This is a genomic window from Embleya sp. NPDC020886 (genome assembly GCF_044333915.1).
Lineage (GTDB): Bacteria > Actinomycetota > Actinomycetes > Streptomycetales > Streptomycetaceae > Embleya.
Genome location: NZ_JBIRRX010000012.1, coordinates 36,014 through 48,053, shown reverse-complemented (window position 1 = coordinate 48,053; position 12,040 = coordinate 36,014). Strand labels below are relative to the sequence as shown.

The 12,040-nt window shown below is 70.8% G+C and carries 13 protein-coding genes and 1 pseudogene; 3 read left to right on the top strand and 11 right to left on the bottom strand.

The genetic code is table 11. The annotated features are described in order from the left end of the window. Nucleotides 1-47: 47 nt before the first annotated feature. Together ACH4U8_RS33275 and ACH4U8_RS33270 are read right to left on the bottom strand one after the other, a co-directional pair. Nucleotides 48-1,748 carry an amidohydrolase family protein gene (locus tag ACH4U8_RS33275; RefSeq protein WP_395782187.1) on the bottom strand — a complete coding sequence of 567 codons (1,701 nt, stop codon included), beginning with the start codon at nt 1,746-1,748 and terminating at the stop codon, nt 48-50. Nucleotides 1,749-1,879: 131 nt separating this feature from the next. Then, nucleotides 1,880-2,503 carry a helix-turn-helix domain-containing protein gene (locus ACH4U8_RS33270; RefSeq protein WP_360315676.1) on the bottom strand — a complete coding sequence of 208 codons (624 nt, stop codon included), beginning with the start codon at nt 2,501-2,503 and terminating at the stop codon, nt 1,880-1,882. A gap of 197 nt (nt 2,504-2,700) precedes the next feature. Between ACH4U8_RS33270 and ACH4U8_RS33265 the strand changes: the two genes are divergently transcribed. Beyond that, nucleotides 2,701-3,819 carry a PP2C family protein-serine/threonine phosphatase gene (locus ACH4U8_RS33265; protein ID WP_360315674.1) on the top strand — a complete coding sequence of 373 codons (1,119 nt, stop codon included), beginning with the start codon at nt 2,701-2,703 and terminating at the stop codon, nt 3,817-3,819. 56 nt (nt 3,820-3,875) lie between these two features. Here the strand turns inward: ACH4U8_RS33265 and ACH4U8_RS33260 are convergent, their stop codons facing one another. Together ACH4U8_RS33260 and ACH4U8_RS33255 are read right to left on the bottom strand one after the other, a co-directional pair. Beyond that, nucleotides 3,876-3,950: a hypothetical protein gene (locus ACH4U8_RS33260; RefSeq protein WP_395782367.1), complete on the bottom strand. Its 75-nt coding sequence runs from the start codon at nt 3,948-3,950 to the stop codon at nt 3,876-3,878. Continuing rightward, nucleotides 3,932-5,395: an ABC transporter ATP-binding protein gene (locus ACH4U8_RS33255; protein ID WP_395782366.1), complete on the bottom strand. Its 1,464-nt coding sequence runs from the start codon at nt 5,393-5,395 to the stop codon at nt 3,932-3,934. The genes ACH4U8_RS33260 and ACH4U8_RS33255 overlap by 19 nt, the downstream gene beginning before the upstream one ends. On the opposite strand from ACH4U8_RS33255, the pseudogene ACH4U8_RS33250 reads away from it, so the two are divergent. Continuing rightward, nucleotides 5,304-5,525: pseudogene (locus ACH4U8_RS33250) on the top strand (hypothetical protein); the annotation flags it as partial. The gene ACH4U8_RS33255 and the pseudogene ACH4U8_RS33250 overlap by 92 nt on opposite strands. Nucleotides 5,526-6,000: 475 nt before the next feature. On the opposite strand, the gene ACH4U8_RS33245 reads toward ACH4U8_RS33250, so the two are convergent. Together ACH4U8_RS33245 and ACH4U8_RS33240 are read right to left on the bottom strand one after the other, a co-directional pair. Further along, the gene (locus tag ACH4U8_RS33245) at nt 6,001-6,357 is read right to left on the bottom strand and encodes a VOC family protein (RefSeq protein ID WP_360315664.1); all 357 of its coding nucleotides are present in this window, start codon (nt 6,355-6,357) and stop codon (nt 6,001-6,003) included. A 129-nt stretch (nt 6,358-6,486) separates the two neighbouring features. Next, the gene (locus ACH4U8_RS33240) at nt 6,487-7,014 is read right to left on the bottom strand and encodes a PadR family transcriptional regulator (protein WP_360315662.1); all 528 of its coding nucleotides are present in this window, start codon (nt 7,012-7,014) and stop codon (nt 6,487-6,489) included. 92 nt (nt 7,015-7,106) lie between these two features. Between ACH4U8_RS33240 and ACH4U8_RS33235 the strand changes: the two genes are divergently transcribed. Continuing rightward, nucleotides 7,107-7,649, top strand: coding sequence for a hypothetical protein (locus tag ACH4U8_RS33235; protein WP_395782185.1), 543 nt, complete (start codon nt 7,107-7,109; stop codon nt 7,647-7,649). Between the two features lie 58 nt (nt 7,650-7,707). Here ACH4U8_RS33235 and ACH4U8_RS33230 read toward each other — a convergent pair whose 3' ends face one another. The 5 genes from ACH4U8_RS33230 to ACH4U8_RS33210 all read right to left on the bottom strand — a co-directional run bounded on the left by ACH4U8_RS33230 (nt 7,708) and on the right by ACH4U8_RS33210 (nt 11,732). Beyond that, the gene (locus tag ACH4U8_RS33230) at nt 7,708-8,487 is read right to left on the bottom strand and encodes an endonuclease/exonuclease/phosphatase family protein (RefSeq protein ID WP_395782183.1); all 780 of its coding nucleotides are present in this window, start codon (nt 8,485-8,487) and stop codon (nt 7,708-7,710) included. A 120-nt stretch (nt 8,488-8,607) separates the two neighbouring features. Further along, nucleotides 8,608-8,901 (bottom strand): hypothetical protein, encoded by a 294-nt coding sequence (locus ACH4U8_RS33225; protein ID WP_379990453.1) that lies wholly within the window; start codon nt 8,899-8,901, stop codon nt 8,608-8,610. A gap of 102 nt (nt 8,902-9,003) precedes the next feature. Further along, nucleotides 9,004-9,999: a hypothetical protein gene (locus tag ACH4U8_RS33220; RefSeq protein WP_395782181.1), complete on the bottom strand. Its 996-nt coding sequence runs from the start codon at nt 9,997-9,999 to the stop codon at nt 9,004-9,006. Between the two features lie 3 nt (nt 10,000-10,002). Further along, nucleotides 10,003-10,308, bottom strand: coding sequence for a hypothetical protein (locus tag ACH4U8_RS33215; protein ID WP_360315652.1), 306 nt, complete (start codon nt 10,306-10,308; stop codon nt 10,003-10,005). Nucleotides 10,309-10,775: 467 nt separating this feature from the next. Further along, nucleotides 10,776-11,732 carry a pirin family protein gene (locus tag ACH4U8_RS33210; RefSeq protein ID WP_360315650.1) on the bottom strand — a complete coding sequence of 319 codons (957 nt, stop codon included), beginning with the start codon at nt 11,730-11,732 and terminating at the stop codon, nt 10,776-10,778. Nucleotides 11,733-12,040: the final 308 nt, after the last annotated feature.

The following is a 12,040-nucleotide window of genomic DNA, read 5'->3' as shown; positions in this document are numbered from 1 at the left end:
CGGTCGGACCGTGCTCAAGCCCGAACGCGCGTGCCGGCGCCGGGGGTTCAGTGCGCGCGGCGGCCGTGGCGCAGGAGTTCGCCGCTGTGTACGCCGGTGGGTTCGTCGTTCTCGACGGTGACCCGGCCGTTGACCAGGATGTAGCGGTAGCCCTTGGCGTCGATCACCGTGCGGAGTTGGCCGGCGGGCAGGTCGTGGACGAATTTGGGGTCGCCGTATGCCAGTTCGTCGTAGTCGTAGACGATGATGTCGGCCGCGGCGCCCTCGGTGAGCACGCCTCGGTCGGTGAAGCCCGCACAGCGGGCGGGCAGGCCGGACAGGCGTTGGTGAGCCTGTTCGAGCGAGGTCCAGGCGTGCTTGCGGACGTACTCGACGATGTACTCGGTGCCGTACATGCCCGCGCTGAGCGTCTTCAGGTGCGCGCCGCCGTCGGACAGGCCGGGCAACAGGTATTCGTAGTCGACGAGTTCCTTCAGACCCTCCAGGGTCGCGTTGAACTGGCCGGTGTGCACCTCCGTGGTCAGCCCGTCCGCGACGGTCACATCGCACAGCACGTCCACCGGGTGCCGGTCCAGTCGGGCGCCGATCTCCTTGAACGTCAGGCCCTCGTACGGCTTGTACTCCTCGGTGAAGGTGCGATGCAGCTTCATGTCCGGGTACAGGTGGTAGAACAGCGGGTCGAACTCCCGCAGTTCGGCCCGCACCGCCGGGTCGTTCAACATCTCGATCTTCTTCTCGACCGTCTCGGCCGCGAAGATGTCGGCCACCGGCGGCCGGGTGGACACACCGCCGTACAGGAAGCTGAACGGCACCGGGACGTCGGTCGTCATCGCCTGGCCGTAGATCGGGATACCGCGCTCCTGGCAGCGGCGCAGCCACTCGATCTTGCGCTTGTACAACCCGCCGCTGCGCGAGTTGGCGATCACCGCGTTCCAGATCAGCGGGCGACCGCTGACCTCGACCAGGTGCTCGTACTCCTCCTCGGTGATCTGCGTCCCGGAGACCTGCATGAAGCCTCGACCCTGCCGGCCCAGCGCCTGGGCCAGCGCGAGCCGGGTCTGCGGCCACATGATGTCGGTGGGCATCGGCGTGCCGTCGAAGTCGCCCTGCATCAGCCGGCCGTTCGGGTTGCCCGGTTCGCCCAGACACTGCGCCGACCAGCCGCACGCTCCGGCCTCCATCGCCTCCTCCAACAGGCGGGCCAACTCGGCGTGTTCCGCGTCGGTGGGCTCGGCGCCCGCCTTCGCCCGGTCCAGCCCGAGCACCCAGATCAGCAGCGGGTTGACCGGCACGTACGGCAGCACGTTGACCGCCTTGGGCGTGCGGTCGACGCTGTCCAGGTAGTCGGGGAAGGTGACCCAGTCCCACGGCATGCCCTCGCGCAGGGTCTCGGTGGGGATGTCCTCGACGGCGGTCATCGACAACATCGCCCGCTCGCGCATGTCCTCGCGCACCGGCGCGAAGCCGAACCCGCAGTTCCCGGTGACCACCGAGGTGACCCCGTGCGGGCCGGACGTGGTCAGGTAGGGGTCCCAGAACACCTGGCCGTCGTAGTGGGTGTGCAGGTCGATGAAGCCGGGCGCGACGATCAGTCCGCTCGCGTCGATCACCCGGTCCGCGTCCGCCGCCGGGATCCGCCCGATCCGGCTGATCACGCCGTCGGTGATCGCGATGTCGCCCCGGAAACGCGGATTCCCCGAACCGTCGACGACGATGCCGCCCTTGATGACCACGTCGTAATTCGCCATGGCGTGCCTTCCTCGCAGAGCCCCTGATCCACCGGTTGAATTAATGAGTGTGTTTAATACGAGGGATCGAAGGAGTCAAGGGGTTCGGAGCGGGGTGATCGGCGGGGGGTGTTCGGGCGGGGCCGGTCGGCTCAGTCGCCGGCGAGTGCGCCCGAGACGATCGTGGTCAGGTGGTCGTCGAAGGCGTCCGGGTCGAGCAGGCCGGTGGGCACGATCGCGTCCGGGCGGGCCGGCAGGCTGTGTCGCGCGGCGCGGGCCGCGCACAACATGCCGACCATCTGGGTGACCAGGAAGGCGCGGGTCTGCAGCGCCGTCGAGCGCAGGTCGGGCCGTGCCGCGGCGACCGCGTCCACCACGTCCTGGATGTCCTCGCCGCCGAGCAGCGGCGTCACCGGGGATGTCGCGTCCCGCAGCAACTCCACCGAGATCTGCAGATAGGCCCGGTCGGCGGGCGAGCCGTTGAGCAATTCGGTGATCGGCAACACGATGGCGCGGGCGTATCCGGACAGGTGCGGCTGCTCGCGGGCCGCGGCCAGCAGCGCCTGGCGGCGGGCGTAGACGACCGGGACGTGCTGTTCGACGATCGCGCGCAGCAGCCCCTCGCGACCGCCGAAGTGATAGTGGATCGCGCCTGCGTTGCGCTGTCCCGCCGCGCGGGTGATGTCCTGCAACGGCACGTCGAGACCCTGCCGCGCGAACAGAAGCTCGGCGGCCTCGACGATGCGGCGCCTGGTGGGGCCGGAGTCACGCGGCATGCGCGCAGCATATGGCCTGGGTGGGGGCGGGTTCGGACCCGAATGGCGGTGCTGTCAAGTGCCTGTTTGGCCAGGTTTGGATACGTTTTGGACCTAATGGGACCTTCGCCCCTGTCCGAGTGCCTCGGCGCACGGGACGATGGAGCGAGTTGCTCGTCGGTCCGTCCCCCCTGCGCGTCAACGAAAGGTTTCGATACATGCCTGCCCTGGCCCTCCCCGCCGGCCGAGCCGTTCCGGTGGCAGCGGGTTTGTACGTGGCAGTGCTGCTGAGTCGGGTGTTCGCCCCGCCCTATCTGGACATGCACGCGGTGTTGATCGCCGTACCGGCCGTGGTGGCGATGGCCTACCGGCCGTGGCTGACGGCGGTGGCCGGAGCCGTGGCGCTGATCACCCGACTGTTGTTGCGGCCGGAGATGTACAGCGGCGACTACGACCAGTACAAGAACTCCACCGGCGTCTCGGCGGCGATCCTGATCGTCACCGCGTTCGGGTGCTGGGTCGGCTGGGAGCGCCGCCGCCAGGACGCCCGGCTGCACCGCGTGCAGTCGGTGGCCGAGGTCGCGCAGCGCGCGTTGTTGCGGCCGGTGCCCAGGAAGATCGGCCGATTCGGCTTCGCGGTGCGCTATCGCGCGGCGGCCGAGGAGGCGTCCATCGGCGGCGACCTGTACGAGGTGTTGGAGACGCCGTACGGGGTGCGGGTGCTGCTCGGCGACGTGCGGGGCAAGGGTCTGGAGGCGGTCGACATGGCGGCCCGCACACTGGGCGCGTTCCGTGAGGCGGCCTACGACGCGCCGACCCTGGGCGAGGTCGGCATGCGGGTGGACCGCAGCTTGAACCGGCAATTGGGCAGCGAGGACTTCGTCACCGCGGTGATGGTGGAGCTGTGTCCGGGCGAGGGCACGATGCAGGTCCTGGCGTGCGGTCATCCCTCGCCGCTGCTGGTGCGCGGCGGCACGGTCGGCGAGGTGATCGCCGAGGCGGGACTGCCGCTGGGCATGGGCCTGCTGCCGGCGGCCACGGCGCGGGCGGTGGAGCAGGTCCGCTTTCGCCCGGGAGACGTGTTGTTGCTGCACACGGACGGGGTGACCGAGGCCCGGGACACCTCCGGCACCTTCTACGCACTGGCCCAACACCTGGCCGTGCACGCGCACAACGACGCCGCGGCGATGCTGGACGCGGTCGAGCAGGGCCTGCTGGCGCACGTGGGCGGGAAGCTGGAGGACGACGCGGCGATGCTCGCGGTCACCCTGACCGGCCCACTGATGAAGGTGGTCAAGCCGGCCCGCGCTTTGGAGCCGCTCGCCCACGGGGCCTGACCCGGCGGCGCGCTCGAAGGCCCCGGAGGCCCGCTACCTTCGAGCGCGCAGGTACGTCAGGTGGTGCGGCCACGACGCCGGGCGAGCACCATCGTGGTGGCCCCGACCAGGATCAGGCCGCTCGCGCCGATGGCGAGGGCGGGGGTCTGCGCCGAGCCGCCGGTCTTGGGCAGGGTGGCCGGCAACGCCTCGGCGGCGGGCGGGGTGGTCGCGGTGGTCGGCTTGGCGTCGTCCTTGTCCGCCGCGGGCTTCGCGGGGGCGGGCTTGGCCGGCGTCGACGTGCGGGGTGCCGCCGGACACGGCCCGGCCGGGCTTCGCGGCATTCTGCGGCGGGGTGTCGGTCGTCGGCCCCGGTGGTGATGCGCAGAGCGGCGACCAGTTCCTTGTACAGCTCGTCGGTGGCCAGGAGTTGGTCGTGTGTGCCACTGGCCCGGAGTCGGCCGCCGTCCATCAGCACTATGCGGTCCGCGTCCACGACGGTGGACAGGCGGTGCGCGATGGTGACCACGGCGCCGTGCCGCGCCACCTGCCGCATGACGTCGTGGATGGCGGCCTCCGTGCGGCCGTCGAGTTGCGCGGTGGCCTCGTCCGGCAGCAGCACGTCGGGCCGGCGCACGATGGCTCGTGCCACCGCGATGCGCCGGCGTTCGCCGCCGGACAGGCTGGTCCCGGCCACCGGCTCGTCCGGGCCGCCCGGAAGCCGCCGAACGGTCTCGTCCAGGCGTACCGCGCGCAGGGCCGCCCACGCCTGCTCGTCGCTCGCGTCCGGGTGCCGGAAGAGCACGTTGTCCCGCATCGTCCCGGCGAGCAGCGGCGTCTCCTGTTCGACATAGGCGATTCGGGCGCGCACCGCACCGATGCTCAGCCGCTCGTACGGCGCGCCGGCCATTTCGATCCGCCCGCTGTCCGGCTCGTGGAACCGCGACAGGAGCGAGAAGATCGTGGTCTTGCCCGCCCCGGACGGCCCGACGATCGCGATGTGCCCCCGGTGCGGAATGCTCAGGCTCAGCTCGGCCAGGGCCGGCCGATCGGCCCCCGGGTAGGTCACCGACACCCGGTCGAGCGTGAGCGCGGCCTCGCCGGCCTCGCCGACCGGGACGGCCTCGCCGTCGGTGAGGTTTTCGGTCCGGATCGATTCGGCCTCGCGCAGTCGTGCCGCCGCGGCCACACCCGTCTGCAGTTGCGCCACATTCGTGGTCAACTCGCCGACCGGCTCGGCGATTTGGAAGGTGTACAGCAGGAACGCCACGAGTGTGGACACGGCCATATGGCCCTCACCCACCCGCCACGCGCCGTAGGCGAGGATCACGATGATGGCCGCCTGGATGCCGCTGCCGGCGACGGTCCAGGCGATCGCCTCGGTGCGCACCGCGCGCACTCCGTGCCGGGCCGAGTCGCGCGCCTCGGCGATCACCCGGTCGCCCTCGCGCTGTTCCGCCCCGCTGGACTTGACCGTACGCACCGCGCGCAGGCCGCCTTCCAGGATGCCGCCGAGGTTGCCCAGTGACGCCTGGGCCTGCTCCTGGGCCCGGGCGATCGGCGGCATCAGCAGCCCGACCAGGACCGCGATCACCACGAGCGCGGCCAGCCGTGCACAGCAGCAGTGGTACACGTCCCGCACCAGGACCGCGATCCTGGACGCCGCCGCGACGGTGCTCGCCGTCGCCCCGGCCGCCTCGCTCGGCGAGATCGCCACGGCGGCCGAGGTCGGCCGGACCACGCTGCACCGCTACTTCCCGGACCGGCACGACCTGCTGCGTGCCCTCGCTCGGCACGTGGTCGCCCTCGGCGACGCGGCCATCGCCCGGGCCCATCCGGACAGCGGCCCACCGCTCGCCGCGCTGCGCCGGGTGGTCGAGGGGCAGTTCCCGCTGGGTCCGATCCTGCTGTTCGTCTACAACGAGCCGACCATCGTCGGCGATCCCGAGCTGTGGGCCGAACTCGTCGGTGGTGAGGACCCGGTCGACGCGATCCTCACCCGTGCCGGTCGGCCGACCACCCCCGCGCTTCCCGCGGGCTGGGCCCGCCGCACGTTCCGGGCGCTGCTGTACGCGGGTTGGGAGGCGGCCAAGGAGGTCGACCTGCCCCGGCACGATGGTCGACGCGATCATGACCACGCTGACCCGAGGTGTCCTGGCGGCGGATCCGCACTGACCGGGTCCACCGGCACCCGCGCCCTTGTCAGGGCCCTTCCAGACCGAACACGAAGCCGAACGGGTCCACCAGTTGGCAGATCCGGCGGCCGGGTTCGATCACCAACGGGCCGCGATGATGCACGCAGCCCGCCGCGAGGAGCCGATCCCGGATCGCGTCGAGGTCGGCCACGCCCCAGTATGGGACGGTGCTCCCGCCCGGCGGGTTGCGCGCCGGATCGGCGGGGTGGAAGCCCAGTTCGACCCCGGCGATGTCCACCCACGCGTACACCGACTCCTCGTCGATGTCGAAGCGGGCCGGGACGTCGAGCACTTCGGCCCACCACCGCGCACTCGCGCGCGGGTCGCCGGCGAAGACCATGACGGTGCGGACGGTACGAAACACGGGTTCTCCAGGAGTCCGGGGGGGATCGATCCCCTCGCCCCGCGGCGAGGCCGGATCGCCCGGCCGGCGCGAACCGGGTACCCACCGACCGGGGCGTGGCCACCCTTTCGTATCCGCCGCCTCGCCCGTTCACTCCGCCTTCGGCGAGGCCACCTGTTCCGTCGCCCACTGCGCCCACTCGCGCTGCACCTGCGACAGGCGAAGCCCGTACTCCAGTGCGATCCGCCCGTACACCGACAGCGGGCTGTCGTCCCACTCGACGCTCGCCTCCATCGCCCGCAGCCCGGTATGGGTGCCGGCCGCCGCCTCGGCCTGCGCGGCGAGATAGTCCCGGGCCTCGTCCGGATCCAGCGTGTCCAGGAAGAAGACCCGCAGGAGCATCCCGCTGCGCCGGACCCGCTCGGGCTCGACCTCGACCAGCCAGTGCCGCAGCTCGGTCCGGCCGCTCGCGGTGATCGAGTATTCCTTGCGGCCACGCGGGCCCTCGGCGGTCACGTCGAGCATGCCCTCGGCGGAGAGCTTGCCCAACTCGCCGTAGACCTGGCTCTGCGTGGCCGGCCACACGTTGGCCAGCGACGTTTCGAACGACTTCAACAGGTCGTAGCCACTGGCCGACCGGTTGGCGAGGAGTCCCAGGAGTGCGTGACGGAGGCTCATGACCCGGACTTTACCACTCAGGATTGACATGTCGAAAGTGGAACGTCCATCATTGACATGTCAGGAGCGCAGGGTCGAGTCAGGGGAATCCCGTGAACTACGCACGCAACTTCGCACCGTGGATCGTCTTCGCCGCCATCCCCTCCACCGCCTGGCAGTGGGGCGCCCTCGCCGCCCTGATCGTCACCCTCGTGACGGCCGCCCAGGACCACCGGGCCGGCCGCGGCGTCGACCTGCTCTCCTACAGCAGCGCGGCGTTCTTCGCGGTGCTGACCCCGATCGCGTTCGCCATGCCTGACGCGGCCTTCCACCGCTACGTCGGCGCCGCCTCGTTCGGCTGGCTCGCGATCACCGCGTGGGGCTCGCTGGCCGCCCGCAACCCGTTCACCCTGGTGATCGCCCGCCGCTCCACCCCGCGCGAGATCTGGGGCCTGCCCGGCTTCCTCCGGGTCAACGTGGTGATCACCGCGGTCTGGGCGGCGAGCTTCACGGTCACCGCGATCGTGCTCTACCTGATCAAGGCGCAGGACCTGGCCACGGCCGCGGCGATCGCCGTCCAGGCCGCCGGCTTCGTGGCCCCGGCGATGTTCACCGCCCGCTACCCGGCGATCGTCCAGGCCCGGCACGCCGGCTGACCCGCCCCCGAACCGGGCCCGGCCGCCGTCGGGCGCGGGCGGGCCGGTCGACTCCGGCTCAGGACACCGGCGTTCGCCGGGTCAGCCACGCCTGGACCGGCCAGTGGTCGGACGGGCAGCGGCCGTCCCTGGTCCAGGTCAGCGTGCGGGCGTCGACGACGTCGAAATCGGTGCCGGCCAGGATCCAGTCGATGCGTTCGCCCTCGACCGGCGGTTCCCAGTCGTTGTAGGTCCGGGTCGTGCCGGCCGGATCGGCGTCCCGCAGCAGCCCGTCCCCGGTCAGGATCATGTACGGGTCGCTGTCGGTGCCGACGTTGAAGTCGCCCACCACGATCACCGGTTCACCGGCGAACCGACGCGCCAACAGCGCCCGCAGCGCGTACGCGCTCTTGCGCCGGGCGTTCGCCGAGACGTGATCCCAATGCGTGTTCACGAAACCGAACTCGCCACCGGTGTCCAGATCCCGGAAGCGGATCCAGGTCATCATCCGGGGATGCCGCCAATTGCCCCACGTGCGCGAGCCGATCAGGCGCGGGAACGCGGACAACCACAGATGATCGAAGGCCAGCGGCTCCAGGCGTTCGACGTCGTAGAACACCGCGCCGAACTCGGATCCGCTGCCACCCTCGCGCCCGAGGCCGATCCAGTCGTAATCGGCCCGCAAATCGCGAGCCAACGGCCGCAGTTGGTGCCAGCGACCCTCCTGGGTGCCCAGCACATGCGGATGCTCGCGACGGATCGACTCCAGCACGAGCGGGTAGCGCTCGCGCCACGAGTTCGGCGCCGGGTTCTCCGGGCCGCGCAGATTGAACGTCATCACGTGCAGCGGATCACTCATGTCCTGGGGACTACCACCGAGACCACCACCGCACGCCGGATGTCACCCGCCACCGACGCGTGTTCGAACCACGACCGTCGGGCCCGGACCGTCCTGCGGCCCGGCCCGTACGGCCCCGGCTCAGCTGAACGTGTCGCTCACCGCGTTGACGCCGGCCGTGACGAAGTGGTCGACCAGCTCGGAGAGCGAGGAGGCCACCTGGGTCCCGGACAACATCACGCCGGCCACGAAGGCCAGCACCAGGCCACCGATTTTGTAGTTCTTGTGGGTGACCAGGTAGAAGAGAATGAAGATGATCAGGATCGGGACACCGACGGTCACCCCGCGACCGACGCTGCTCGTCTCGGTGGTCACCGCCGAGTGGAGCTCGACGATGGAGTCGGGCGCGGCAGCGGCCACGGCGCTCAGCGACATGTGCATGATTCCCCTCCGGTCCTGCGGTCGTCCGCCGGTCCCTGTTTGCCTTGGCGTACCCGTGATATGACGGTTCGTAAGCTACTCACGTCGCTCGCACCGTCACCCGCCACCGATGGGGATGGATGCGCCGGCCATCAGACCGGCGAGCACCCAGGCCCAGCGCATGAGCCGCAACAGCGGCCATTTCGCGCTGACGATCACGATCCAGAAGCCCATCATGAGCCACAGGCAGAAGGCCGCCATGAAGTTCGCCTCGGACGAGCAGCTCACCAGGAGCCCCGCACCGTAGTAGGCGGCGAATCCGGCGGGAACCAGCATGATCAGGTCGGTCCCACCGAACGGCCCCCGACTGGGTCCGGCACTCCCCTCGGCAGCCCCCGCGAACGGCGGCTGCACCTTGGGTATGCCCGAACTCCCACCCTGGGTACCGGAGTCGGCGGCATCGTCCGCGGCGGCAGCCGCAGGACCTCGACGGACGAATCGGGCCAGGCCGGAGGCGGCGGTCGAGCCGCCCGCGGTCTCTGCGGCGGGGCCCGCCCCGGCGGCGCCCGCGATCGGGCCGGCCGCCTTGGCGGACTTGCGCCACGGCAACTTGCGCGCGCTCTCCGCGGGGGTCGCGGGCGCGTTGTGGCGGCCCGGGTCGCGGGGTTTCATCACATGCCGCACCGGGGGCCGAGCCGAGCGATCCGCCACGCCGGCGGCGCCACCCTCGGCCCGCTGCGCCTGGGTTCGCCGACCCTGGGCCTGCGCTTCCTCGGCGCGTCGGGCGGCGGCGGCTCGTCCGGGGCGCGCGGACGCATCGCTCGCGCGCTCGGTCGTGCGCCGGGTCTCGGCCCTGGCCGCGGTCTCCCGCTCGTGCTTCCGACGCTCCCGCAAGTCGCGCCGCCAGGAGGGCTCGTCCTCGTCCCGGGACGCGCGGGACTCGCGCTCGGGCCCGCTCGCGGCCCGGCCCGAGGGTTTGTCCGCGCGATCGTGGCGAGGCGCCGGGAAGGCCGGCTCCTCGTCGTCGGGATCGGCGAGTCGGCGTCGACGGACCAGGTCGCCGAGCCGAAGTCCGCGTGCCTCGGGGGGCGGTGGCGGTTCGTACGCGCTCATCGCCTATCCCCCTCCCGACTGACGTGGACACGGCTTGCAGGTCCGGCTGTGTCGATATGCCGCCAGTATCCACGGCACGGCGATCACGAGCGCGAACAACTCGCCATCGCGCGCACGTCCCTTGAGATGCAGGACCACCGCGAACACCGCGGCGGTGCCGAGGATGAGCATCGTGAGCGCGTTCGAGTGGATGATCTTCAGCGCGATCCAGTTCGTGGACGAGGCACGGGTCTTGACCGTGCTCTCCACGAACTTCTTGCGCCAGTCGGTGGCCATCACCGCCCCCAGGACCCGGACGCGCCGGGCCACGCACGGGTCGATCGGGCGACTGCGGACGACGCACCGGTCGAAGTCGGTGCGATCACCCGCGAAACGATCGGCGATTCGGCGAAATATGAGGTGTGGGGCGGCCGTCGGTCACCGTCGCCGATGCCGTGTGCCACCCGGGAGGGCCGGGACATACGCGGACTCCTCTCGTCCGGTGTCACATCGCACCCGTCGACCGGGGCCACTTCGGCCCGGCGGCGGAGCTCACGGTGGTGAGGTGACGGCTCCACTCCTGTTTCCGCAGGCCACGCTCATAGCGCGGCAAACCGGTACGTTCCATTTGACCTTGTTCAGTGTGGCCAGTGGGCGGGACAGCGTCAAGGGGCGACCGGTCGGCTCCGTTGCGTAGCCCACGCGCTCGCCCCTATGAGGCATTCCCTTGCACCCTAAGGGCTCTGACGGTGCGTCAGATTCCTCGGCGATGATCTTCGGCCACTGTTGACCGGCCGTCAGATCCGGTCGGCGGGGATCCTTCCCATCCGGCCCGCCTTGAAGTCGTCGAACGCCTGAGCCAGTTCGGCGTGCGTGTTCATCACGAAGGGGCCGTACCAGGCGACTTCCTCGCCGATCGGCTGCCCACCGAGAACGATCACCTCGAGGTTCGGCTTGTTCGAATCCTGTCGCGCGTCGGCCTGGAGGTCGATCGTGTCCCCGGCGCCGAAGACCGCGAGCCGGCCGGTTTCGATCGGTCGACGTTCGGTCCCGACGGTGCCGGAGCCCGCGAGAACGTACACCAGTGCGTTGTAGTCCTTGCGCCAGGGCAGCGAAAGTCGTGCGCCCGGGTTGACCGAGGCGTGCACCAAGGTGATGGGGGTGTGCGTGATGCCCGGGCCGTCGAAGTCGCCGACGGAGCCCGCGATCAGGCGCACCAGCGCGCCGCCGTCGTCCGACGCGAGCAGCTTGACGTCACCCGCGCGGATGTCCTGATAGCGCGGATCGGCCATCTTCTGCGCGGACGGCAGGTTGACCCACAACTGGATGCCGTGGAACAGACCGCCACTGGTCACCAGCGCCTCCGGCGGCGCCTCGATGTGCAGCAGTCCGGAGCCGGCGGTCATCCATTGGGTGTCCCCATCGGTGATCACCCCGCCGCCGCCGGCCGAGTCCTGGTGTACGAACTCGCCGTCGATCAGATAGGTCACCGTCTCGAAGCCGCGGTGCGGGTGCCACGGGGTGCCCTTGGGCTCGCCCGGCGCGTAGTCCACCTCACCCATCTGATCCATCATGATGAACGGGTCGAGACGGCTCTGGTCGATCCCCGCGAGGGCCCGACGAACCGGGAAACCCTCACCCTCGACGCCGGTGGGCGCGGTGGTGACGGCGAGTACGGGACGCGGCCGCGCGTCGAGACCGGGTTCCGGCAGACGCGGCAGGGCCAGCGGGTTGGAAACGGTGACGGCGGGCATGGCCTGCTCCTCGGATACGAGTACCGACCCGGCTTTCCGGGCCTTGCTCGCTCCAACGATAGTTGCCCGCTCAACATTCCCCACGCGGAGGATCCGTTTCCGAGCAGCGGAAGGCGCCCGATCACCGCATGCCCGGCCACTCGACCCGGGGCGTTCGAGGCGGCGTACCGGCAATTCGGCCGGGCCCGCTTGGGGTCGACCCGACGAGCCGACGCCCGGCAATTCGGCCCGGCCGGCGTTCGAGGCCGACCCGGGGCAACCGACGGCCAACGTCGGACGAAAACAGGTTCGGCCCGGCCGGCGCCTGA

Bases quoted from the DNA above. Each gene is read 5' to 3' on its own strand.
- ACH4U8_RS33225 (WP_379990453.1), bottom strand. From the start codon at position 8,901: ATGTCGCTGAGCGCCGTGGCCGCTGCCGCGCCCGACTCCATCGTCGAG.
- ACH4U8_RS33220 (WP_395782181.1), bottom strand. From the start codon at position 9,999: ATGAGCGCGTACGAACCGCCACCGCCCCCCGAGGCACGCGGACTTCGG.
- ACH4U8_RS33275 (WP_395782187.1), bottom strand. From the start codon at position 1,748: ATGGCGAATTACGACGTGGTCATCAAGGGCGGCATCGTCGTCGACGGT.
- ACH4U8_RS33210 (WP_360315650.1), bottom strand. From the start codon at position 11,732: ATGCCCGCCGTCACCGTTTCCAACCCGCTGGCCCTGCCGCGTCTGCCG.
- ACH4U8_RS33240 (WP_360315662.1), bottom strand. From the start codon at position 7,014: ATGAGCCTCCGTCACGCACTCCTGGGACTCCTCGCCAACCGGTCGGCC.
- ACH4U8_RS33265 (WP_360315674.1), top strand. From the start codon at position 2,701: ATGCCTGCCCTGGCCCTCCCCGCCGGCCGAGCCGTTCCGGTGGCAGCG.
- ACH4U8_RS33230 (WP_395782183.1), bottom strand. From the start codon at position 8,487: ATGAGTGATCCGCTGCACGTGATGACGTTCAATCTGCGCGGCCCGGAG.
- ACH4U8_RS33270 (WP_360315676.1), bottom strand. From the start codon at position 2,503: ATGCCGCGTGACTCCGGCCCCACCAGGCGCCGCATCGTCGAGGCCGCC.